The 22,623-nt window shown below is 55.9% G+C and carries 20 protein-coding genes; 9 read left to right on the forward strand and 11 right to left on the reverse strand.

The features are described from left to right. Window positions 1-3: 3 nt before the first annotated feature. The 4 genes from trpA to G523_RS0101615 form a co-directional block, all read right to left on the reverse strand. Entirely contained in the window at window positions 4-834 is an 831-nt protein-coding gene (gene trpA, locus G523_RS0101600) for a tryptophan synthase subunit alpha (protein WP_022693265.1), read from the reverse strand. Next, complete coding sequence (gene cutA / locus G523_RS0101605) at window positions 834-1,157, reverse strand: divalent-cation tolerance protein CutA (RefSeq protein WP_022693266.1); 324 nt, start codon at window positions 1,155-1,157, stop codon at window positions 834-836. Before cutA ends, trpA begins: the two co-directional genes overlap by 1 nt. A gap of 22 nt (window positions 1,158-1,179) precedes the next feature. Beyond that, complete coding sequence (gene trpB, locus G523_RS0101610) at window positions 1,180-2,391, reverse strand: tryptophan synthase subunit beta (RefSeq protein ID WP_022693267.1); 1,212 nt, start codon at window positions 2,389-2,391, stop codon at window positions 1,180-1,182. A gap of 67 nt (window positions 2,392-2,458) precedes the next feature. After that, window positions 2,459-2,836 carry a SnoaL-like domain-containing protein gene (locus G523_RS0101615; RefSeq protein ID WP_022693268.1) on the reverse strand — a complete coding sequence of 126 codons (378 nt, stop codon included), beginning with the start codon at window positions 2,834-2,836 and terminating at the stop codon, window positions 2,459-2,461. Window positions 2,837-3,018: 182 nt separating this feature from the next. On the opposite strand from G523_RS0101615, the gene G523_RS0101620 reads away from it, so the two are divergent. After that, the gene (locus tag G523_RS0101620) at window positions 3,019-3,693 is read left to right on the forward strand and encodes an FAD-binding oxidoreductase (RefSeq protein ID WP_027441362.1); all 675 of its coding nucleotides are present in this window, start codon (window positions 3,019-3,021) and stop codon (window positions 3,691-3,693) included. Window positions 3,694-3,711: 18 nt separating this feature from the next. Here the strand turns inward: G523_RS0101620 and G523_RS19975 are convergent, their stop codons facing one another. Together G523_RS19975 and G523_RS0101630 are read right to left on the reverse strand one after the other, a co-directional pair. After that, a complete protein-coding gene (locus G523_RS19975) occupies window positions 3,712-4,638 on the reverse strand; it encodes a putative metalloprotease CJM1_0395 family protein (RefSeq protein ID WP_022693270.1) in 927 nt (308 codons plus the stop codon). A gap of 103 nt (window positions 4,639-4,741) precedes the next feature. Then, complete coding sequence (locus G523_RS0101630; protein WP_022693271.1) at window positions 4,742-5,386, reverse strand: phosphoribosylanthranilate isomerase; 645 nt, start codon at window positions 5,384-5,386, stop codon at window positions 4,742-4,744. Between the two features lie 113 nt (window positions 5,387-5,499). On the opposite strand from G523_RS0101630, the gene bioB reads away from it, so the two are divergent. From bioB to G523_RS0101645, 3 genes are all read left to right on the forward strand, one after another. After that, a complete protein-coding gene (gene bioB / locus G523_RS17465) occupies window positions 5,500-6,471 on the forward strand; it encodes a biotin synthase BioB (RefSeq protein ID WP_022693272.1) in 972 nt (323 codons plus the stop codon). A gap of 161 nt (window positions 6,472-6,632) precedes the next feature. Further along, window positions 6,633-7,235, forward strand: coding sequence for a peroxiredoxin family protein (locus tag G523_RS0101640; RefSeq protein WP_022693273.1), 603 nt, complete (start codon window positions 6,633-6,635; stop codon window positions 7,233-7,235). Window positions 7,236-7,336: 101 nt separating this feature from the next. Continuing rightward, a complete protein-coding gene (locus G523_RS0101645; protein ID WP_022693274.1) occupies window positions 7,337-8,134 on the forward strand; it encodes a hypothetical protein in 798 nt (265 codons plus the stop codon). Here G523_RS0101645 and G523_RS0101650 read toward each other — a convergent pair. After that, window positions 8,131-10,077 (reverse strand): glycosyltransferase family protein, encoded by a 1,947-nt coding sequence (locus G523_RS0101650; protein ID WP_022693275.1) that lies wholly within the window; start codon window positions 10,075-10,077, stop codon window positions 8,131-8,133. The two genes, G523_RS0101645 and G523_RS0101650, sit on opposite strands and share 4 nt — an antisense overlap. An 87-nt stretch (window positions 10,078-10,164) precedes the next feature. Further along, window positions 10,165-11,568, reverse strand: coding sequence for an oxygen-independent coproporphyrinogen III oxidase (hemN, locus tag G523_RS0101655; protein ID WP_233347248.1), 1,404 nt, complete (start codon window positions 11,566-11,568; stop codon window positions 10,165-10,167). A 158-nt stretch (window positions 11,569-11,726) separates the two neighbouring features. On the opposite strand from hemN, the gene G523_RS0101660 reads away from it, so the two are divergent. Then, entirely contained in the window at window positions 11,727-12,710 is a 984-nt protein-coding gene (locus G523_RS0101660; RefSeq protein WP_022693277.1) for a complex I NDUFA9 subunit family protein, read from the forward strand. A 71-nt stretch (window positions 12,711-12,781) separates the two neighbouring features. Further along, a complete protein-coding gene (locus G523_RS0101665; protein ID WP_022693278.1) occupies window positions 12,782-13,222 on the forward strand; it encodes an OsmC family protein in 441 nt (146 codons plus the stop codon). A 62-nt stretch (window positions 13,223-13,284) separates the two neighbouring features. Here the strand turns inward: G523_RS0101665 and G523_RS19980 are convergent, their stop codons facing one another. The 3 genes from G523_RS19980 to G523_RS0101680 all read right to left on the reverse strand — a co-directional run bounded on the left by G523_RS19980 (window position 13,285) and on the right by G523_RS0101680 (window position 15,847). Next, the gene (locus G523_RS19980) at window positions 13,285-14,346 is read right to left on the reverse strand and encodes a hypothetical protein (protein WP_022693279.1); all 1,062 of its coding nucleotides are present in this window, start codon (window positions 14,344-14,346) and stop codon (window positions 13,285-13,287) included. A 145-nt stretch (window positions 14,347-14,491) separates the two neighbouring features. Further along, window positions 14,492-14,905 carry a hypothetical protein gene (locus G523_RS0101675; protein WP_022693280.1) on the reverse strand — a complete coding sequence of 138 codons (414 nt, stop codon included), beginning with the start codon at window positions 14,903-14,905 and terminating at the stop codon, window positions 14,492-14,494. 87 nt (window positions 14,906-14,992) lie between these two features. Next, window positions 14,993-15,847: an undecaprenyl-diphosphate phosphatase gene (locus G523_RS0101680; protein ID WP_022693281.1), complete on the reverse strand. Its 855-nt coding sequence runs from the start codon at window positions 15,845-15,847 to the stop codon at window positions 14,993-14,995. A gap of 249 nt (window positions 15,848-16,096) precedes the next feature. Here G523_RS0101680 and G523_RS0101685 point away from each other — a divergent pair, with 249 nt between their 5' ends. The 3 genes from G523_RS0101685 to gltB are packed head-to-tail and all read left to right on the forward strand — an operon-like array spanning window position 16,097 to window position 22,509. Then, complete coding sequence (locus tag G523_RS0101685; RefSeq protein ID WP_027441364.1) at window positions 16,097-17,545, forward strand: NAD(P)-dependent oxidoreductase; 1,449 nt, start codon at window positions 16,097-16,099, stop codon at window positions 17,543-17,545. Window positions 17,546-17,549: 4 nt separating this feature from the next. Next, on the forward strand, window positions 17,550-17,987 hold the full coding sequence (locus G523_RS0101690) for a GFA family protein (protein WP_022693283.1): 438 nt from the start codon (window positions 17,550-17,552) through the stop codon (window positions 17,985-17,987). A gap of 1 nt (window position 17,988) precedes the next feature. Then, window positions 17,989-22,509 (forward strand): glutamate synthase large subunit, encoded by a 4,521-nt coding sequence (gltB, locus tag G523_RS0101695; protein ID WP_022693284.1) that lies wholly within the window; start codon window positions 17,989-17,991, stop codon window positions 22,507-22,509. Window positions 22,510-22,623 lie beyond the last annotated feature (114 nt).

Genomic DNA, 22,623 nt, shown 5'->3' on the forward strand with positions numbered 1-22,623 from the left:
CCGTCAAGCGACGCCGCCATTTCTGTTTAGACCAGAGCTCAGATCACGTGTGAGACGGGCAACCGACTCCACAATCTCTTCGCGTGACTTACCCTGCGCCATCTCAGATATAATATCAACGAAGGCCGATCCAACCACAACGCCATCACTGATCGCTGCCATTTCACGAGCCTGCTCACCTGTTTTTATACCAAAACCAACGCATACGGGAAGGCCAGAGATGCGTTGAGCCATCTGGACGCCCGGCGTAATGTCGCTGGCAACAGGTTTTTTCGCGCCCGTTACACCCGTAACAGACACGTAATAGAGGAAGCCGCTGGCACCATCCGCAACGGTTTTCATGCGGCCTTCATGCGTGGTTGGTGTCGCCAGACGAATGACCGCCAGCTCATGCGGCGCATACGCCTCGCGCAGAGGCATGTCTTCCTCCGGCGGCAGATCGACAATGATCGTACCATCGATGCCAGCATCACCTGCAGCTTCGGCAAAAGCCTCATAGCCCATCAGGTGAACCGGGTTCGCATAGCCCATAAGAATAAGCGGTGTTGTCTGGTTCGTTTCGCGAAAGCGCTTGGCCAGCGCCAGAACGTCCTTCAGCGTCGTACCAGCAGCAAGGCTGCGCTGACCGGCGCGCTGGATAGACGGTCCATCTGCCATCGGGTCTGTAAACGGCGCACCAAGCTCGATTACGTCCGCGCCGTTCTCGACGAGCGCGTTCAGCACCTGATAGCTGGTTTCCAGGTCAGGGTCGCCAGCCATGACGTAAGAGACCAGCGCAGAGCGGCCGTCAGAGCGGGCTTTGTCGAATGCAGCGGAAATACGGGAAACTGGCATTAGTTGGACCTGGTGTTTTCTAGAAGCCACGCTTCATAACGGGGATTGGCTGATACGCAAGGCGTAGCAAGGATGGCGGGGGTGTCAGACGGGTGAAGCGCTGTCACCAATTCATGGACAGCGTTCCACTGGTCTTTGCGGGTTTTAAGCACCAGCACGAACTCTTCATCCTGCTGGATAACACCGTCCCAGCGGTAGACCGAGCGGACCGGCCCCTCAATATTGGCACAGGCCACTAAGCGGCCATCCACACAGGATGACGCCAGCTTGTGTGCCAGATCCTGAGACGGGCAGTTCACGCGTATGAGAATAATATCAGTCATGATCGCTCCAGACGGGGCGGCGTTACATATCGATGCCAAGATGACCGGCAACAGAAAAGATATCCTTATCGCCGCGACCGCAGAGGTTCATGATAATAATCTGATCAGGCCCCATCTCTTTGGCGACCTCGCCAATGCGGGCAAGCGCATGAGATGGTTCGAGCGCCGGAATAATACCCTCCAGTCGCGTGCAGAGCTGGAAGGCTTCAAGCGCTTCGTCATCGGTACATGTCAAATATTCGGCGCGCCCTGAATCCCGCAGGAAAGCATGCTCAGGACCAATCCCTGGATAGTCGAGACCAGCCGAAATCGAGTGCGCATCGATGATCTGGCCGTCATCATCCTGCAGGAGATACGTGCGGTTTCCATGCAGAATGCCCGGCTTGCCACCATTCAGCGCAGCTGCATGCATGCCGGTTTCAACGCCATGGCCAGAGGCCTCAACGCCAATCAGACGAACGCCTTCATCTTCCACGAACGGGTGGAACAGACCGATGGCATTCGATCCGCCACCGATACACGCCATAACGGCGTCCGGCAGACGGCCTTCACGTTCCAGAATTTGCTCCCTGGCTTCACGGCCAATGATGGACTGGAAGTCGCGGACCAGTTCCGGATACGGGTGCGGACCAGCCGCCGTACCGATGCAATAGAAGGTGTCATCGACATTGGTCACCCAGTCGCGCAGTGCTTCGTTCATCGCATCTTTCAGCGTGCCCGTGCCGCTTTCAACCGGAACAATCTCGGCGCCAAGAAGTCGCATACGGAAAACGTTCGGCTTCTGACGCTCAACATCTGTTGCACCCATGAAGACAACACATTGCAGGCCAAAGCGCGCACAGACAGTCGCTGTTGCCACGCCGTGCTGGCCTGCACCGGTTTCCGCGATGATGCGCTTTTTGCCCATACGCATCGCAAGCAGGACCTGCCCGAGGCAGTTATTAATCTTGTGCGCGCCGGTATGGTTCAGCTCATCGCGTTTGAAGTAGATCTTCGCGCCGCCGAAATGATCGGTCAGACGCTCTGCGAAATAGAGCGGAGACGGACGACCGACATAATGCGTCCAGAGGTCATCCATCTGGGCCTGAAATTCCGGGTCCTTCTGAGCGGCCCGGTATTCTTTTTCCAGATCCAGAATGAGCGGCATCAGCGTTTCAGCGACATAACGCCCGCCGAATTCACCGAAGCGGCCATTCGCGTCCGGCCATTTATCCCAGGTATTGCGTAGATCCATCTTCAGACATGTCCTCTGTACGTCAGGGGCCTTTAGTCCTCCCACATAGCCCCGACGTCAAGACAGACTAGGCCTCGTAGAAGAATTCCTCGCGAGTTATTTTACCATCAAGCACGGAATAAAGCGCAATTTCACGTGCTTGTGTGCGTTCTCCGCTCTCTCTATCGGTAAAATCCATATCGAAAATAACCGTGAACTGATTGTCCCCGAAGCAGAACGGCCCGTCAGCTTTTGTCTCGTGAACCTCATGAGCGTTGTTCCACCAGTCATGTTTGGCTTTCAGGCCTTCAAGACCATAGGTTTCACGCTCCATGCCTGGCATGGCCGCGGCTTCGACGGAAACCACCCCCTCATCATAGAGCGTGGCGAGCGCTTCGGCCTCTTCACCATTATTGCAGAAATCGATCAGTTGATTGGCAACCGTCACCAATACCGGATTGAACATGTGCGTGCGTCCCTTAGCAGCCTGTGTTGAGGCCTCATCCTGACTCCGTTAAAAGAACAAAACAAGAACATATATTCGTGTTTGCGACGTTACTCACAAGAGTCCGCTGCTTGGCTTTTCCGGAACTCTGCCCCGCTCCTTCGCGTTACACAGGCAGATACACGCAAAAAATGGAGCAGGATTTGACACACCAGATCACGCTGAAATCAATCAAACCCGTAACGCACGACACCCATCATCTGGTCTTTACCCGTCCGGACAATTTTGATTTCGAGCCGGGTCAGGCGACAGATTTTGCACTCGATAAAGACGGCTGGCGCGATGAGCAGCGCCCCTTCACATTCACCAGCCTGCCTGAAAAAGACACGCTGGAATTCGTCATCAAATCTTATCCTGACCATGATGGCGTGACGAAACAGATCGCCAAAATGGAACCCGGCGATAAAGCCCTCATCGAGGACCCATGGGGCGCTATCGAAGACGAAGGCCCGGGCACGTTCATCGCAGGCGGTGCAGGCATCACGCCCTTCATCGCGATCTTGCGCGAACGCCTTGAGAAGAAGGGCACACTCGCGGGCTGCACGCTGATTTTTTCAAACTCCACCGAGAAGGACATCATCCTCCGAAAAGAGTTTGAGAGCATGCAGGGTCTGAAAACCATCTTTACCGTGACCGATCAGGACGATGCCTCTGTCCATACAGACTTCGTCGATAAAGACTTTTTGAAAGAGCATATCGATCCGACGCTTGGCAAATTCTACATCTGCGGACCGGATAAAATGGTGGACGAGATTTCCGAGACGCTCAAAAGCTTTGGCATTGAGGATGAGCGCATCATCCACGAAGATTTCGAATAGACGATATCGCCGCGTTGGTTATGCCAGCGCGGCGATTTTCTGATAGCTCGCAGCTGCCGTCTGGATTTGCTGCTGTAAGATAGTGTTCAGCTCGCGTCCGTCCTCACGAACCTCGTCAGAGCGGGCCTCTACGCTATCGCGGTCATCATCGCGTCGCGGCTCTCCAGCTCCCGATGCAGGTGCCGTTGGAAAGCCAAATGAATTATCCTGACCGGATGCCTCACCGTCATTCTCAGCTGCAGGGTTTACGTCCGCCGGCGGCGCAGCCCCCAACGGCTCCGCTCCCTCAACCGGCTCACCCTCACCTGCCTCTCCAGTGCGTTCAGCACGAGATTCCGCCGCGAGTTCTGATTGCGCCTCACGCAAAGCCGCAGCAGCGGCCTGAGCGACCTTACGATCCTGATCAGAAGGTTCAGCTGGTGCGAGTGCGGCGGCCTGAACCTGCTGCAGTTTATCAATCGTCGCCTGCGGGTCGCCTTCGATTGGCGCCGTATCAATCTTCACTTCGCCGCCAACCGCATAGCGCTTCCCGTCAGGCCCGACCTGATATTCATAAGATGGGGAACCAGCAAAGCTGCCACCTGTTGCGGCGTGCGCTGCCTCATGCGCGCGGACTTCAGCGTCGCGCTCCTTCAGCTCTTTCACCTGAGCCTGTTCTTCATCGCTCAGTTCGTTTTTGGCTTTGGTGCTTTTATCGCCGCAGGTGTTGCAGATACCGGCTGCGCATTCAGGGCATTCTTCGGCTTTCACCGTGGTCTGCGTCTCGGTGACTTTCGTCACTTGCACCTGCGTGGATTCAACAGCCTGGAGCGCCGCATCAGAGATTTCGACACGGTCAACTGGGTTGATTGCGGATGGAGACGGCGCAGATGCAGGCGTCTGCGCGGCAGGGTATCCTGTCGGCAGAGGAATAAAGGATGTCTGCGGCGAACTGCTGATCTGCATGGCAATCCCGTACGTCGAACGAGCACCAAGTATACATGTTCAGTCTTCATCAACCCTGACTGGCTGGATGTAATTTTAGGCCGATGGATTCACCGGCCCGTAACTATAACTTTCCGCAGAAAGCTTTAATCAGCACAACGTCCTTCACGCCCTTTTCGGACTCCACACCGGATGAGACATCCACCGCTTTCGCGCCAGAAATCTCTACGGCCTCTGCAACATTGTCAGGATTAAGCCCGCCTGCCAGCAACCATGGCCGGTCACAGGAAAAGTCTTTCAATATGGTCCAGTCAAAACTGTGCCCCCATCCGCCAGGCCGGTCTGCATCTTTTGGCGGTTTCGCATCAAACAGAAACCGGTCGGCGGCGGGAAAGGCGGCGACAGCCTCAAGATCGACGGGCGCAGAGACCGGAAGCGCCTTCCATATCTCACCGCTTTTGCGTCGTGCCCTGATATCTGAAATCAGCTGATTATCCTCAGAGCCGTGAAGCTGGATGTGATCGACACCCCATTCGTCGGCAAGACTGACAGCCTCGTCCACCGTCGGATTAACGAGCAGGATGACCGTCTCAACGTCTGGATTGATCGACTTGACGGAGGCCACAAGTTCAGCCCCCTCACTGCGCAGCACATGGCGCGGGCTTTTTTCGAAATGGACAAAGCCGAGCCAGCGCGCTCCGGCTTTGATTGCCTCACGCACACTGCCCCGCTCTTTCAGACCACAGATTTTGATATCAGTCTCACTCATGGCCCTTCATGTGCGTGAGAAGTGATGAAGGTCAATCCGTCAGGGTCTTGCTTTTAGCGATGCCTCACGCAAAACATGCCCGCTGAATATGTTTTGAGTACAGGATTTGAGCCATGCCTTTTGATATGCCCCGCCATGACTGGAGCCGCGACGAGATTAAAGCGCTTTACGAGCTGCCTCTCGACACGCTGATCGGCAGAGCGCTGGCCGTGAAACAGGCTAACTGGGCCGACGGCAAAATCCAGAAATCCCAACTTCTGTCTATCAAGACAGGCGGCTGCGCGGAAAACTGCGGCTATTGCAGCCAGTCAGCGCATTTCGACACCGGCCTTGAAGCCTCCAAGCTTATGCCACTCAACGAAGTTGTTGAAGCTGCACGCGAAGCCAAAGCAGGCGGCGCAGACCGGTTCTGCATGGGCGCAGCGTGGCGCGAACTGAAAGATCGTGACCTACCAAAAGTTGCTGACATGATCCGCGCGGTAAAAGCCGAAGGCATGGAAACCTGCGTGACGCTCGGCATGCTGGGCGAAGGTCAGGCTGAAAAGCTCGCTGAGGCCGGGCTCGATTACTACAACCACAATCTCGATACCTCGCGCGAATATTACGACAAGGTCGTCACAACGCGCACCTATGAGGACCGGATCGATACGCTCGGCAAAGCCCGTGAGGCTGGCCTGAACCTCTGTGTGGGCGGTATTCTCGGCATGGGCGAGAGCCGTGAGGACCGCATTGGCCTCATCCATGAACTGGCACAGCTCACGCCGCATCCGGAGAGCGTTCCGATCAACATGCTCGTACCGATCGAAGGCACGCCGCTGGGCGATTCTCCTGAAATCCCAGTTACCGAAATGGCGCGAGCGATTGCGGTTTGCCGCGTCGTCTTCCCGAAAAGCTGGGTACGCCTTTCCGCAGGCCGTGAAGGCATGAGCGAAGGCGAACAGGCGCTCTGTCTGCTTGCGGGCGCAAACTCCATCTTCGTAGGCGCACGCCTTCTGACGACGGACAATCCGGGCGAGGACCGTGACGCGTCACTCCTGAAGAATACAGGCTTTGAAGCCGTCGCCCGCGACGTGATGCAAGTTTAAGAAAACCAACGGCGTTCTGGTGGGCTAGTCCCACCAGAGGCTAACATCGCGAGTAATCACTCAAGCCTCACACCTCTGTCATTACTCGTCAGCGTGAGTTTATTCGCGCCTGAGGCTGGCATCACCTAGGATCAGGGCTCCAGACACACCGGAGTTTTCACATGATCCGCACATTCCTCGCCGCATCTCTGATCGCGGCTTCCGCCCCAGCAGCCCTCGCACAACAGGCGATGGCTGACCAAGCCCCGATGGCCGACGAAGACCAGATGATGATGCATGTCGGCCCAGCCGTGGGCGACAATTTTGCCGACTTCACCGCGCTGTCTACAGCGGGCGAGGCGCAAACGCTGGCAAACCTTTCTGGTGAAGCAGGTGCGGTCATCGTCTTTTCCCGCTCGCTGGACTGGTGCCCATTCTGCCAACGCCAGGCGATCGATCTGAAAGATGCTGCTGCACCGCTGGCGGAGCTCGGCTGGGATCTCAACCTCATCACGTATGATGATCCTGAAACACTTGCTGATTATGCGGGCAACAATGAAATCCCGTACACGCTGCTCTCCGACAAGGATTCAGCGATGATCAACGCGTTCCACCTTCGCAACACCGAAGTTCCGGCAGGCAGCCGATATGACGGCATACCGCATCCAGCCATCATCTTCCTCTCCCCGGAAGGCGAAGTACTCGCCATGCTCCGTGAGGAAGGCTACCAGAACCGTCCGCCAGTAAATGTGGTTCTGGAAACCGCCGGCGAACTGGCGAGCTGACGCAGAAACAGGGAAGCGGCGAAATCGCCGCTTCCTGCGTTGACTTGAGAGCGCCACCGGATGAAGTTTCCTCCCGATCCAAATCAATTCGGGGGGCTCTCTTGGACACGATCTACACTCTTCACCATTTTGCGTGTTCCGGCGGCACGGTGCTGTCACGCATTATCGGCGGCATTGATCGCGCAGTCGTTCTGAGTGAAATCCATCCGGACCGGCACCTGCCGCAGGTGTTCAACCCGATCTTCCAGTTTCGCAAATCCTATGGCCTCGACACGCCCGAGGATCAGGCCGCGTTCGACAATGTTTTCGTCGAAGAAATCCGCGCCATTCAAAACATCTGTAAGCGCGAAAACCGCGTCCTCTTCGTGCGCGACCATTATCATCGGGACATTATCGTCAACCGCCGATCAGAGAGCCGGCTGACTGAAGTTCTGCTGCCGCATTTCAACATTAAGCGCATCTACACTTTCCGCGACCCGCTGGAAGTCTGGACAAGCATGAAGCTGAAAAACTGGCTCGAAGGTGCGAGTGTCGATGAATTCCTCGACCTTCAGGTAAAAGCCCTCGACGAATTCAAAGGCGATCTGAACCTGAATTACCATGACGCCTGCGTGCGGCCCGGTAAGTTCAAACGCGCCGTGTTTGATTATGCCGGCATGTCTGAAGCTGAGGGTGATTTCGGCGGCCCGATGGATGATCGCCAGCACTATACCGGCCAGAGCGGACGCTTTGGCAAGGAAATGGCGCCGCGCCCGACACGTTGGGGTGCATTGTCAGACGGTGACATTCTCGCCTTCGCGAACTCTCCGGTTTACGCCGAATTATGCCAAAGGACGGGCCTGAAACTGATCCCTGACCGGGATATTCCACCTCGCGTCCAGCGACTTCTGAACGCCTAGTCGGTCGAGATAAGCCCTTCGCGCTGAAGAAATTCGGTCATAGGCGTCTCGACATAGTATGCTGACAGATCAGACGTTTCCCACATCGCAAGCAAGTCTTCGGCATCGATGAAGTATTGCTTGAGCGCCGCGAAGATGGCTTCTGCGGAAACCTCATCAATCGCGATGTGAGGCGCGTTGGCGACGTTCGCTATCTGCTCCATCGTACTGCCGCGCGGCACCACGGGCAGAACATTCAACTCGATGGCCTCGATGATGATACCGGATGACGAAGACTGATACCGGTCACTATAGGGCAGCAACACAACGTCTAATCCGGCAAAAGCGCGATAGTATTCATCCTGCGTCGCAAAGCCGGAGCGGATCGTGACATTGGGATCCTGCTCCAGCCTGTCGATGTCAGCCTGCATAAAGGGCTGGTCACGAAAATCGCGCGCCTGAACCTTATCGAACTGCAACCGCCATTCGACCGGAAAATTGCTATCATCCGCCAGCGATATAAGGTCGGGCAGCACGCCATAGCCTTTATCTTCGCGAGTCGCGCCCATCATGCCGACGCGAATTTTACGTGGCCCGTCTTCAACGCCCCGCGGGCGCCGGTGAGCACGCGCCGTCGACGCTACAGGATAGACCGCTTTTTTGAACACCTGCCCGCGCGGATCACGTTCACTGAGTTGCTCGGAAACTGCACTGAACTCAGAATGCATAAGCACATTGATCGTTCGTAGTTCGGCAAGTTTATCGAAGGGCTGAAGCACCAGCTCAGCCATCCGCGCATTGGCTTCCCGATTAAGCTCGCGCGGTGCGTATGCTACAGGCAGAAGATCGATGATAACACTGAACGACCGCTGCCCATCCTGTTCGGCCAGCCAGTTATAGACAGCCTTCAGCATGTTAGGCGTAACAGTCTTGAATACGATCAGATCGACATTCTCAACATCAAGCCGGTCGAGATCCTGCCTTAGCCATTTATTCTTTCGGTTCGGAAAGCGACCAAGGCTATTTCCGTGCGGCACTCCGGCATACGTCCGAAATGTCAGCGCATTGCTCTGAGCAACGCCGAGCCCTTCAACCGGCCGACTTTCCAAAGAAGTCAGGACACCAACCTCATCTAGCGCAAACCCTGTCTCCTTCAGATATGCGAGCATATGCTGCAAAGAGTTATAATGGTGGGAATTCTGATAATGGATTGCACCCGTATCAATAATCCTGACGCGTTTGTCGCTGACGTCTCCCAGTTCGGATGAAAGAGTTGCTCTCGTCGCCAGATATTCCGGGACGAGCCCTGACATGCCTACTGCAAACTCGGCAGCCAGATTTCTGTCATCCTGCTGCGCAGCATCCGACGCCAGCCATTTACGCATTAGCCTTTCGGCTGCATGCCATTCCCGAAACCGGATCATTATCTGCGCTAAAGCTACCAGCATATCCGGTGTCAGTGCCTCACCGAGACGGCTCAGATACACATCGTATACGCCTGAATTTTCTTCCGCGGCCGCAATACCAAAATGGTCAGCTACCCAAAGCGTCAGAAGCGGACAATCATGCGGTGCCTCATTCGCATAATTAAAAAAGTCGCGCACGACCTCGTTCTCGATAAAAATAATCCGGTTGGTCGTTAGCTCACGCAATAGGGTGAAACGTAGTGAGACCGAAAGGGCATGATAAACGTCAAAAAACCGCTCCGGCGCGCCAGCCTTCATTGCTGCTCGTAGCAAGCCGAGCAAAGGAGCCGGATTAGCAGGTTTTCGAGTATGTGCAGCGAGCCAGGCATTCATCGCGCCCTCCCACCTGCCCTGAAGCTGCGCCTCCCAGGCCAGGGCACGAAACGTATGAAGGCTGTCCGGCTCCAGGTCTTCCAGTCGCGCCCTGACAGCTGAAACCTCAGCAAGATCACGCGACCTGATTGCATGCCCGAGACGCTGCTTTAACTCGCTTTCCAAAAGCCAACTCCTGATTCACGGAGTTGATCACACTGTAATTCGAGAGATTTGTCAGCGCCTCAGCTGAACAGATCTGTGAGCTAGTCGCTAAACTGCTTTTGCGTGGCGGTTTGCAGGCACAGCATTGGGCGAAGAATAGGCGTCAAAACACTGAGCCACGCTGCGCAACAGAACGCGCGCTTCCACAGGCACCTGAACGACGCTGCCTGTGACATCACAAATGCCCAGACGCTCCAGCCCGCGCAAAAGTTCAAACGCGTCTGCGAAATGAGAAAGTGGCACATCGAATCGCTGACAGACCTTAGCCACGTCGACTTGCATGTCGCACATTAGACGCTCGATCACTGCGCTGCGCAGGCGGTCTTCATCGGTACGTCGTACGCCGCGGCGATGCGGAATATCACCCGCCATCACGCTCTCGGAATAGTCACGAATGTCTTTTGCGTTCTGAACAAAGCCGCCTGGGAACTCCGAAATGCCTGACGGACCGAGCGCGATGAGCGTCCGGCAGGAATCCGTTGTGTAGCCCTGAAAGTTGCGGTGCAGCGCGCCTATTTTCAGCGCGCCAGCAAGTGCGTCTTCTTCACGTGCGAAGTGATCAAGACCAATCTGCACATAGCCGAAATCCACCAGCGTTTCAGACAGAGCTTCAAACTGGTCAAAGCGGGCTTTGGTGTCCGGAAGAGTTTTCTCATCGATTGCGCGCTGGTGTTTTGCAAACCATGGCACATGGGCATATCCAAACGCAGAGATGCGGTCCGGCTTCAGGCTGGCAGCCATTTCTGCAGAATGCGCAACGCTCTCAGCTGTCTGGTGCGGCAGGCCGTAGAGAAGGTCAAAATTGATAGCCGTAATATCGGCACCACGCAGCGCCTCAACAGCCCCCTTCACCAGAAGGAAGGGCTGGATGCGATTGATCGCTTCCTGAACCGTGCGGTTAAAGTCCTGTACGCCAAGGCTGGCACGCGTGACACCGCCTGCTGCCAGTGACTGGATCATTTCCGGGTTCAGCGTCCGTGGATCCAGCTCGATCGAGATTTCGGCATCATCATCAATGCAGAAGGCATCGCGCAGCGAGTCGAGTACGCGCAGCATGTCTTTAGGGTTCAGCGCGTTAGGCGTGCCGCCACCAAAATGAAGATGCACACCGCCCCCATGCTGCGGCAGCTTCGCCTTCCAGAGTTCAATCTCTTTCAGAAGAACATCAACGAAGCGCCCGATACGGGTATAGCCGTTCGGAACCGTGGTATGGCAGCCGCAATACCAGCAAAGCTGTTCGCAGAACGGCACATGCACATAAACAGAGATCGGTTCACTTGGCCCGATACCGGCAATCCAGCTCGAAACAGCGTCCGCATCCGGATTATCCTCAAACTGCGCGGCAGTCGGATAACTGGTATAGCGAGGTACGGGCTTCTGAGCGAGATCGAACCATTCCGGGCGCATGCTGAACTCCATAAGTGTCTGGGGAGTTGCAATATCTACGCGCAATTACCCCTTCTTAGAATGTGGCCATCTGGCACTGAGACAGTTTGAAGCGCTTAATGGGGCTTTTCATCCGATGAGAAGGTCATCTTCGGATAGACATTCGTGACAAATTTTGGTCTACAGCCTTCAACAAAAATCTCTTCAGTGCGGAGCGCATCAGCATGTCAGGTGAATTGATCACGGTATTCGGCGGGTCAGGTTTTCTCGGTCGCTATGTTGTGCGCAATCTGTGCCGCGCCGGTTACCGCGTTCGCGTCGCGGTTCGCAAGCCGCATCTGGCAGGTGATCAGCGCCTCGCAGGTGATGTCGGCCAGGTCCAGATCGTTCAGGCCAATGTCCGCAACCGCCCGAGCATCCAGCGTGCTCTTGAAGGTGCGTCCGGCGTCATCAACCTTGTTGGCATTCTGTTCGAGCGTGGCCAGCAGACATTTGAAGGTACGCAAGGCCTTGGCGCGAAAAACGTTGCTGAGCTTGCAGCTGAAGCCGGCATTACAAACTTCGTCCAGCTCTCTGCCATCGGCGCCGATGCTGAAAGCGAAGCCGAATACGCCCGCACAAAGGCTGAAGCCGAAGCTGACGTACGCCAGTATATGCCAAGCGCGGCAATCGTACGCCCAAGCATTATTTTCGGCCCAGAAGATGACTTCTTCAACCGTTTTGCCAGCATGGCCCGCTTCACACCGGCCCTTCCGCTGATCGGTGGCGGCGAAACCAAATTCCAGCCAATCTTCGTTGGCGATGTTGCCGATGCTGTTGTCAAAGCACTTCAGTCTGACGCCGCGAACGGCCGCACCTTCGAAATCGGCGGCCCGGCTGTCTACACATTCAAGGAAATCCTTGAATACATCACCAAAGAGATCGACCGCCCGCGTCTGCTTGCGCCGTTGCCATTCTTTCTCGCCAAGCCAATCGGTCTCATCACAGGTACGATTTTCAGCATCTGGCCATTCCCTGCGCCGCCAATCACTGGCGATCAGGTCGAAATGCTGAAAACTGACAATGTGGTCGGCATTAGCGGCGAAGAGAATATCGGCACGCTGGCAGACCTTGGTGTGACTGAGCTTGAGAGCATTGAGACCATCGTTCCGACTTACCTCTGGCGTTTCCGCCCGCAGGGCCAGTTCCACGAAGTCAAAGACGCTTAAGCTTTTCAGGAACAAGTGAGGGGCCCCACCCGTTCTGTCTTCAGTAGGTTCAGACAGAATGGAGGCCCTTAATGAAACGCACAGGCACAGCTAAATGGAGTGGTTCGCTTAAAGACGGCAGCGGCACAGTGTCAACGCAGTCAGGCGTCCTCACCAACTCACCTTACTCGTTCAAAGGCCGCTTCGAAGACGAAGACGGCAAGACCGTAACCAATCCGGAAGAGCTGATTGGCGCGGCCCATGCAGGCTGTTTCACCATGCAGCTCTCGCACATGCTGGCCGAAGCAGGCCACCCGGCAGATATGCTGGAAACCACAGCCAATGTGTCGGTCGAACCGGCAGATGGTGGCGGCTTCGAAATCACCAAAAGCCATTTACAGCTTTCGGCACGCGTCCCTGGCATCGATAATGACGAGTTCATGAAGCTCGCGAACACAGCAAAATCCGGCTGCCCTGTATCGAAGGCCCTGGCAGGAACCGAGATTTCTATGGAAGCCAAGCTTCACGACTAAGCAAACAACAAAAAAGGCGCCTCTGGGGGGCGCCTTTTTCTTATCCGTGAACGGTGCGGAACTTAGTATTCCCGCATTGGCTCTTCTTCCATCTCACCTTCGAGCTCCGGCTCATGCGCTTCATGTTCAGCGTGATCGCCATGCTCGACGCGCTCACGATGGATGATAACCCGCGCCTCGCCATCAAGCTCGATATCGAGATCGCGCTCCAGCTCTTCCAGATCAATAATGCCAGCCAGGCCTTCTTCATCCAGCAGAGCCTGCAGCTCCTCAAGACCTGAGAGATCAATCTCTACGCCTTCAAGTTCGGCAATGCGTGCGATCTCGTCGGTATCAATCTCCTGAACGACGATTACGGCACGAGCCGCCTCACGCACAGCGGCGCGCGCTTCATCACGTGCACGCGCAATTTCAATGCGGATATGCTCGCGGTCAGCAAGTTCCATCGCCTGCGCGCGTGAGATGTGCGCCTCGATGTTCATCTCTTCGATTTCGGACAGGCGCTCCATCGTCCGCTCGATGATCTCCTGGATCTCTTCGTCAGACATATCTACGTCGACATTTTCGACCCAGCGATGCTCGCGAACTTCAATCTCACCATCTTCAAGCGAACCCAGCTCGGTCCGGTTCACCGTAATGACACGGACTTCCTCGCCTTCGTCGCTGATAAAGACATTATCATTCACGCCCGTGACGACAGCTTCGGAATTGAACTCGTCAGCCGAAATCTGGCCATCACCATTCGTGTCGAGGATTTCAAAGACAGCGCTGTCATTAGCGGAAATTTCGCCCGCGGTGAGAACACCGTCGGAGTTTCGGTCAAGCCGCTCAAAGGCTTCGTCAGAAGCTGCTGATGGCATAGCGAGCAACATCGCGCTGCTGGCCGCGACTGCGCCGGCAGTTGCCAGCGACTTTCTAAGATTACGCTTCATAAGGGTCACAACGTCCTTCATCTGGAATTGGCGTTGTGACTGCCGGTCGTGCTCGTCGAGGAAACCCTCAATGCCAGCGCGCAGAGCTTCACTCGCGGTGAGGCCTTCTTTTTTGCATGCTTCCATGAAAGCGATTTTCTGCGAGTAAGAGAGCCTTACCTCGAGACTTTCACTCTTTTTTTCTTCACGCATAGCGCACTGCCTTTCGGGTTCACGACCATTCAGTCACGCACTCAGCGGACCAGTAATTCACGTAAAAGAGAAACGAACTCACGTCTGGATGCCAGAAAAAACGTGTCCGGACACCTGAAATTTCGGTCATTTTAGCCCTGATGGCCTACCACTTAATGCCCATTTTCTGCTTCGCCCATTCGGCGAAATCAGCCGGCCGGTCATAAGCACGCTCATCCAGCGAACCGAAAGCAAGAAGTATCTGTTCAGCCGTTTCAAGGCGAACACCTTTCGGCGGGGCCTGCCCTTCCAGCCAGTAGGATGCGTTGTTCATATCCTGGCTTGGGTCGATGACGAACATAACACGTGTACCGCCATTGCCTTCTTCATCACGGCCAAAAACAAGACCGTAAATCGTCTCACGTCCCCACATGCCACGACTGATCTGCTGCACTTTGCCATCAAGCAGAACTTCATCATGGGACATATGACGACGCCACTGCAAAATGTGCATGTCATTGCCGTTGACGATTTTGATGTCGATTTTCCAGTGCGCCATGCGCACGATCGTCGCGTCCATTGAACCCTCCAGCATTTATCGAAAAGCAATACTATCGTTTTTCGATAAAATCAAGCTGTCAGTTTTTGTCCGGACAAGCACCAGTCGCTAGCTGATCCAGCCAAATGCGAGCGGAGAGGACAGAACGAGCACAATAGCGAGTGCGACACGATAAACCACAAAAGGCAGGAAGCTCATCTTCTCAAGCAGCTTCATCAGCGCCCAGATGGAGAAGATACCCGAGAGGAATGAAAGCGCCGCCACGATCAGACCATCCGTCAGGTTTGCTGCGCCCGTTGTTTCTGCGGTGAGCAGCTCCAGCACTGCATAAGCGCCGGTCGCCGCAAGTATCGGCGCACCGATCAGCATTGAGAACCGCGCAGCCTCTGTACGCTTGTAACCAAACCAGCGCGCTGCCGTCATGGTAATGCCGGACCGGCTCGTGCCAGGAAGAAGCGCGGCAATCGCCTGCGTCGCGCCGATGAGCACAGCTTGCATCACGCCCATTTCATCCATGGACTTTTCATTCCCGCCGCGCGTATCAGCCCACCAGAGCGCGATACCAAAGACCAGCGTTGTTGCCGCGACTGTGAGCGGCCCGCGAAGACCATCTTTAAGCTCGTCACCTGCCAGCACCTCGAACCCGCCAACAACGGCCAGAGTGATCGGCATGGACAGAAGAATGAGCATGGCATGGCGCGCATTTGAAGAGAGCGCCTTACGGGTGGCAGCAGCGCCAATCAGGTCGAACCCACCACCAATTGCCCGGCCTACATCCTTCCAGAAATAGAGAAGCACCGCGAAAAATGTTCCCAGATGCGCCATCGCGTTGATCAGAAGTTCATCATGCGCGCCAAAACCGAAATAACTTGAGGCCAGAAGCACGTGTCCCGACGAGGAAATCGGCAGCCACTCGGTAATTCCCTGCAGAAGTGATATAAGTATGATCTGCATTAGCGACATAGCGTGCGTCCCGTCCCACGTTTCCGGCCCGTTCCGGCATATCGGACTTCTGCAGAATCGACTAGCTGATCGTCCAAATTTTTAGATTAAAATCATTTTGATATATATTAATCCCATGCGAACCAGTTGCAATTCCTGAAACGCGCGATATTCCCTCTATATAAGTATCATATTGATATCTGATGCCGATTCTTCGCTTGCTAAGGCCATTTCCCAGAGATATGTTTCGGCCAAATTCAGGAGAAGCCCATGTCGACACGAATGCTCAAATTCGTTTCGACCGAGCAGGAGCGCCCGGTTAAACGGAGCGCTGAAGACCGGTCGGATGATTTCCACGAAATCTATCGTGAGTTCATCGAAGCTAAAGCCGAAGAACAGTCTGGTCGCTGTTCACAATGCGGCGTGCCATTCTGTCAGGAACACTGCCCGCTCGGAAACAATATTCCGGACTGGCTGATGCTCACAGCAAACGGCCGCCTTGAAGAAGCCTATCAAGTCTCGTCTGCAACGAACAACATGCCGGAAATCTGTGGCCGCATTTGCCCGCAGGACCGCCTGTGTGAAGGCAGTTGCACGACCGAGCAATCCGGTCATGGCGCAATCACAATCGGCGCCGTTGAGAAATACATCACCGACACAGCCTGGGAAAACGGCTGGATCAAACCGATCACACCGCCGCGCGAGCGTGCTCAAAGTGTTGGCATTATCGGTGCGGGTCCGGGCGGCCTTGCTGCGGCTGAACAGCTACGCCGCAAAGGCTATAGGGTCACCGTCTATGACCGTTATGACCGCGTTGGCGGCCTTCTGGTTTACGGTATTCCGGGCTTCAAGCTTGAAAAAGACGTTGTCCAGCGCCGCGCTGACTATCTGGAAGCATCCGGCGTCGAGTTCGTGCTGAACTGCAATATCGGCGAAGATATTTCCTTCCAGGACCTGCGCGCCAGGCACAACTCCGTTCTGATCGCGACCGGCGTTTACAAAGCCAAGTCTCTCAACGCACCGGGCGCTGGCGCCGAAGGCGTCTTCCCAGCGCTTGAGTACCTGACGACATCCAACAAGCAGAACCTTGGTGATGCTGTTCCGGATTATGACAGCGGCAAGCTGAACGCCAAAGGCAAGAAAGTCGTCGTCATTGGTGGCGGTGACACAGCGATGGACTGCGTACGCACAGCGATCCGTCAGGGCGCAAGCTCTGTGACATGTCTCTACCGTCGTAACCGCGAAAACATGCCGGGCTCCCAGCGTGAAGTCGCAAACGCGGAAGAAGAAGGCGTCATCTTTGAGTGGCTGGCCGCGCCTAAGGCAATCATCGACAATGGTGGCAAAGCATCAGCGGTTCGCGCGGTTCGCATGCGCCTCGGGCTCCCAGACGCATCCGGTCGTCAGTCACCTGAAGAAATCCCGGGCTCTGACTTCGACCTCGAAGCAGACATGGTGATTCAGGCACTCGGCTTTGATCCGGAAGACCTGCCAATCCTCTTCAACGAGAACCAGCTTACAGTGAACCGTTGGGGCGCTGTCCGCGTCGATTACTCCACCATGATGACAAGCATGGATGGCGTATTTGCTGTCGGCGACATTGTCCGCGGTGCATCGCTCGTCGTCTGGGCCGTCAAAGAAGGCCGGGACGCTGCCGAAGCCATGCATGAATTCCTTCTCGCCCGCGCGAAGGAACGTCCGGTCGCGGCTGCGGAATAAAGACATGAGCGAGCCCATTCACGGACAATGCCTTTGCGGCGACGTCTCATTCCGAGTCGAAAGCGCGATCGACCACGTCGATGCCTGCCATTGCAAAATGTGTCAGCGCTGGAACGGAGCGGCGGCGGTCACAGCGATTCTGTCTGAAGGCGGTCTGGTCTTCGAAAAAGACCAAACACTCAGCTGGTATAATAGCTCTGAATGGGCGCAGCGTGGCTTCTGCTCCAAATGCGGCTCCAGCCTGTTTTATCGCCTCAAGGACAATCCGGACTTCTGGTCGATTTCGAGCGGGTCGCTCGATCTACCAGACGGAATCGCCATGAAGCACGAAATTTTTATAGACGAAAAGCCAGCCTATTACGCGTTTACAGGCGACCATCCGCGTCTCACGGGTGAAGAAACCATGGCAATGTTTAACACGACGACCGACGGCGGAGACTGATTTGACAAACTCGACCGAAACTTATCTCGAAAACCGCCAGAAGCTGATCGACGCTCATGCTTATGACCCGCGCGATGAAAGCGATGCCTGCGGTGTAGGCCTCATTGTTGCGCTGGACGGCCAGCCGCGTCGTGAAATCGTTGAAAAAGGCGTTCGCGCTCTCAAAGCGGTCTATCACCGCGGCGCTGTCGACGCAGACGGCAAAACAGGTGACGGCGCGGGTATCCGCGTGGACGTGCCTCAGGACTTCTTCAAAGAGCAGGTCGCACGCACGGGCCACAACCCAAGCCGCGCGCCAATCTGCGTTGGCCAGATCTTCCTGCCACGTACAGACCTTTCTGCTCAGGAAGCTGCCCGTACAATCGTGGAAGCAGAAATCCTGAAATACGGTTTCTACATTTACGGCTGGCGTCAGCCGCCTATCGACCCAAGCATTATCGGTCAGAAGGCGAATGACACACGTCCGGAAATTGAGCAGGTCCTCTTCTATGACGCGCAGGACCGTTCACGCGCCGATCTGGAGCGTGCGCTTTACATCTGCCGTCGTCGGATTGAACGCCGCGCGCGAGAAGCCGCTATCCCGAGCTTCTATGTCTGCTCTCTGTCTCAGCGGAACCTGATCTATAAAGGAATGTTCCTCGCCGAAGACATCGACAACTTCTATCCAGACCTCAAAGACGAACGTTTTGTTTCTGCTGTCTGTATTTATCACCAGCGCTACTCCACCAACACCTTCCCGCAATGGTGGCTGGCCCAGCCATTCCGCATGCTCGCGCACAATGGTGAGATCAACACGGTTCGCGGCAACGAGAACTGGATGAAATCACACGAAATCCGCATGGTTGCGGATGCGTTTGAAGGTCACGAGAACGACCTGAAGCCGGTCATCTCGGCCGGCGCGTCTGACTCCGCCTCTCTCGATGCTGTCTTCGAAATGCTGGTTAAGGCTGGCCGCTCTGCGCCGATGGCGAAAGCGCTTCTCATGCCGGAAGCCTGGTCGAAGCGTGACAGCGTCATGGCTGACGAGCATGCAGCGCTCTATTCTTACGCTAACTCCGTGATGGAGCCTTGGGATGGCCCTGCTGCGATTGCAGCGTTTGACGGCCGCTGGGCGATTGCCGGCCTTGACCGTAACGGTCTGCGCCCGATGCGTTACGCCCTCACCCGTGACAACATTCTGGCTGTCGGCTCTGAATCTGGCATGTGCCCGCTCGACGAAGAAGAAATCGTCAAGAAGGGCCGTGTGCGTCCGGGCGGCATGATTGCTGCCGACATTGAAGAGCACAAATTCTACGAGCACAAAGAGATCGTCTCCAAGCTCGCAGCCAAGCACCCGTATCTGGAATGGCTTGAAAACGTCAAAGAACTCGAGCCTATGATCGGCCCGGGTGAAGAACCTGTAGCCTATGGCGCGGACGAACTGCGCCGTCGTAAGCTCGCTGCCGGCTTCACCATGGAAGACATGGAGCTCATCCTCGCGCCTATGGTCGAAGATGGCAAAGAAGCTATCGGCTCAATGGGTGATGACGCGCCTCCAGCGGTCATTTCCGACACGTATCGTCCGCTGTCTCATTTCTTCCGCCAGAACTTCTCTCAGGTGACAAACCCGCCAATCGACCCGCTTCGGGAAGATCGCGTGATGTCCCTGAAAACACGCTTCAAAAACCTCGGCAACATTCTGGCCTCCGACGCGACACAAACCGATGTGTTCGTTCTGGAAAGCCCGGTTCTGTCGAACGGTATGTATAAGCGCTTCCGCGAGATGATGGGCGACCGCGTCTGCGAGATCGACTGTACATTCGCGCCGCCACTGGCAAATGCCTACACTGGTGACAGCCTGCGTGCCTGCCTCGATCGCATCCAACAGGAAGCTGAAGACGCTGTGCGTTCCGGCCATGAGCACATCGTCCTTACCGACGAATTTCAGGGTCAGGACAAGATCGCAGCGCCAATGATCCTCGCAGCCAGCGCGGTTCAGTCTCACCTTGTAAAGCAAGGTCTGCGCTCTTTCTGCTCGATCACGGTCCGTTCGGCCGAGTGTCTCGACACGCACTATTTCGCAGTGCTCGTCGGCTGTGGCGCAACATGTGTCAACGCTTACCTTGCGCAGGATTGTATCGCAGAACGCCACGCCAAAGGTCTGTTCGGCGACCTGTCTCTTAACGAGTGTGTGCGCCGTCAGAAGAATGCGATTGAAGGCGGCCTTCTGAAGATCCTCTCAAAAATGGGTATCTCGGTCATCTCGTCATATCGTGGCGGTTACAACTTCGAAGCGCTGGGCCTTTCCCGTTCGCTCGTCGCTGAATACTTCCCGGGCATGACAAGCCGTATCTCAGGTATTGGCCTCGGCGGTCTTGAGAAGAAAGCCATCGAAATCCACAACAAGGCATATGATGAAGACGTCATCTCCCTGCCAATTGGTGGTTTCTACCGCATCCGTCGCAATGGCGAGCGTCACGCGCTTGATGGCAAGCTGATCCACCAGCTCCAATCTGCGTGCGACACAGGCTCTTACGCCCGCTATAAGACATTTTCTCAGGCGCTGCGCGATCAGGACCCGATCCAGCTTCGTGACCTTCTGGACTTCAAACCAGCAGAACGCTCTGTTCCGCTCGACGAGGTTCAGTCCATCAACGAAATCCGCAAGCGCTTCCTGACGCCGGGCATGTCGCTTGGTGCGCTCTCTCCGGAAGCACACGGCGCGCTCAACATCGCCATGAACCGTATCGGCGCGAAGTCGGTTTCCGGTGAAGGCGGCGAGGACCGCGACCGCTACAAACCGCTTCCGAACGGTGACAACCCGAACTCTGCAGTGAAGCAGGTTGCGTCCGGTCGCTTCGGCGTGACCGCTGAATACCTGAACCAGTGCCGCGAGATCGAGATTAAAGTCGCTCAGGGCGCTAAACCGGGTGAAGGTGGCCAGCTTCCGGGCTTCAAAGTCACCGAGATGATTGCACGTTTCCGGAATTCTACACCGGGCGTAACACTGATCTCGCCTCCGCCGCACCACGACATTTACTCGATCGAGGACCTTGCCCAGCTCATTTACGACCTGAAGCAAATCAACCCGATCGCACGTGTCTGCGTGAAGCTGGTGGCCCGTTCGGGCGTCGGCACAATTGCGGCAGGCGTAGCGAAAGCGAAAGCGGACGTCATCCTGATCGCTGGAAATAATGGCGGCACGGGTGCCTCCCCTCAGACGTCGATCAAATTCGCAGGTCTGCCATGGGAGATGGGTCTGGCTGAAGCTCACCAGGTTCTGTCACTGAACAATCTGCGCGATCAGGTTACCCTGCGTACAGATGGTGGCCTGCGCACAGGCCGTGACATTGTCATGGCGGCTATGCTGGGCGCTGAGGAATACGGCATTGGTACACTCTCGCTCGTCGCGATGGGCTGCATCATGGTTCGCCAGTGTCACTCCAACACCTGCCCTGTCGGCGTATGTACACAGCGCGACGACCTCCGCGAGAAGTTCACCGGAACGCCGGACAAGGTTGTGAACCTGATGAGCTTCATCGCTGAAGAAGTCCGTGAAATCCTCGCCGACCTCGGCTTCACAAGCCTTGATGAAGTGATCGGCCGTACAGACCTCCTGTCTCAGGTGTCTCGCGGCGCGGCTCACCTTGATGACCTCGACCTGAACCCGCTTCTGGTCAAAGTCGAGCAGGACAAGCCGATCAGCTACAAGCCGAACCACCGCAACGAAGTTGCCGAAACGCTCGATCACCAGATCCTGCGTGACGCGCAGCCATTCTTCGAGCGTGGCGAAAAAATGCAGCTGGCTTACGGCGTGAAAAACGTAATGCGCGCCATCGGCACGCGTGCGTCTTCGGAAATCGTTCGCCAGTTCGGCAATGATGCGATCCCGGCTAACCGCCTCTGGATCTCGCTTCGTGGCTCTGCGGGTCAGTCTCTTGGCGCATTCGCTGTCAAAGGCCTCACCCTCGAAGTCACCGGCGACTCCAACGACTATGTCGGTAAGGGCCTGTCCGGCGCGACCATCATTCTGAAGCCGTTCTCCCACCTCGCGACAGAGGCTGCGACGAACACCATTATCGGCAATACCTGCCTTTACGGTGCGACCTCGGGCAACCTCTTTGCAGCAGGTCAGGCGGCAGAACGTTTCGCGGTTCGTAACTCCGGCGCAACAGCGGTCATCGAAGGCTGCGGCTCTAACGGCTGTGAGTATATGACGGGCGGTAAAGTCGCGATCCTCGGTGAAGTTGGCGACAACTTCGGCGCGGGTATGTCTGGCGGCATGGCCTTCATCTACGATCCGGACAACAACTTCGAAAACGTTGTGAACCCGGATTCTGTCGGCTGGTATCGTGTTCAGTCTTCTCACTGGGAAGGCGTTCTCAAGAAGATGATCCAGAACCATCTGAAGCGCACAGACTCCCGCCGCGCCATGACCATTCTCGACCAGTGGGAAACAGAGCTGCCACACTTCTGGCAGATCGTTCCGCACGAGATGAAGGATCGTCTGGATCAACCGATTTCAGAGACTGCGGCAGCCTGACGAACCTCCGGCTGACTGCACCCTCCGGCGAGCCCCAATATTTCGCCGGACCCTTGAGTAGAGTGCCCTTACCCCGGCTCTGTTTGCCCACAGAGCCGGGGTTTTCATTTTGCA

Origin of the sequence: Ponticaulis koreensis DSM 19734 (assembly GCF_000420665.1) — a bacterium.
In the GTDB taxonomy this organism is placed as follows: Bacteria; Pseudomonadota; Alphaproteobacteria; order Caulobacterales; family Hyphomonadaceae; genus Ponticaulis; species Ponticaulis koreensis.

Bases quoted from the DNA above. Each gene is read 5' to 3' on its own strand.
- G523_RS0101665 (WP_022693278.1), top strand. From the start codon at position 12,782: ATGAAACGCACAGGCACAGCTAAATGGAGTGGTTCGCTTAAAGACGGC.
- trpA (WP_022693265.1), bottom strand. From the start codon at position 834: ATGCCAGTTTCCCGTATTTCCGCTGCATTCGACAAAGCCCGCTCTGAC.
- trpB (WP_022693267.1), bottom strand. From the start codon at position 2,391: ATGGATCTACGCAATACCTGGGATAAATGGCCGGACGCGAATGGCCGC.
- G523_RS0101640 (WP_022693273.1), top strand. From the start codon at position 6,633: ATGATCCGCACATTCCTCGCCGCATCTCTGATCGCGGCTTCCGCCCCA.
- G523_RS0101680 (WP_022693281.1), bottom strand. From the start codon at position 15,847: ATGTCGCTAATGCAGATCATACTTATATCACTTCTGCAGGGAATTACC.
- bioB (WP_022693272.1), top strand. From the start codon at position 5,500: ATGCCTTTTGATATGCCCCGCCATGACTGGAGCCGCGACGAGATTAAA.
- G523_RS19975 (WP_022693270.1), bottom strand. From the start codon at position 4,638: ATGCAGATCAGCAGTTCGCCGCAGACATCCTTTATTCCTCTGCCGACA.
- G523_RS0101685 (WP_027441364.1), top strand. From the start codon at position 16,097: ATGTCGACACGAATGCTCAAATTCGTTTCGACCGAGCAGGAGCGCCCG.
- G523_RS0101630 (WP_022693271.1), bottom strand. From the start codon at position 5,386: ATGAGTGAGACTGATATCAAAATCTGTGGTCTGAAAGAGCGGGGCAGT.
- G523_RS19980 (WP_022693279.1), bottom strand. From the start codon at position 14,346: ATGCGTGAAGAAAAAAAGAGTGAAAGTCTCGAGGTAAGGCTCTCTTAC.
- G523_RS0101675 (WP_022693280.1), bottom strand. From the start codon at position 14,905: ATGGACGCGACGATCGTGCGCATGGCGCACTGGAAAATCGACATCAAA.
- G523_RS0101615 (WP_022693268.1), bottom strand. From the start codon at position 2,836: ATGTTCAATCCGGTATTGGTGACGGTTGCCAATCAACTGATCGATTTC.
- G523_RS0101690 (WP_022693283.1), top strand. From the start codon at position 17,550: ATGAGCGAGCCCATTCACGGACAATGCCTTTGCGGCGACGTCTCATTC.
- cutA (WP_022693266.1), bottom strand. From the start codon at position 1,157: ATGACTGATATTATTCTCATACGCGTGAACTGCCCGTCTCAGGATCTG.
- G523_RS0101660 (WP_022693277.1), top strand. From the start codon at position 11,727: ATGTCAGGTGAATTGATCACGGTATTCGGCGGGTCAGGTTTTCTCGGT.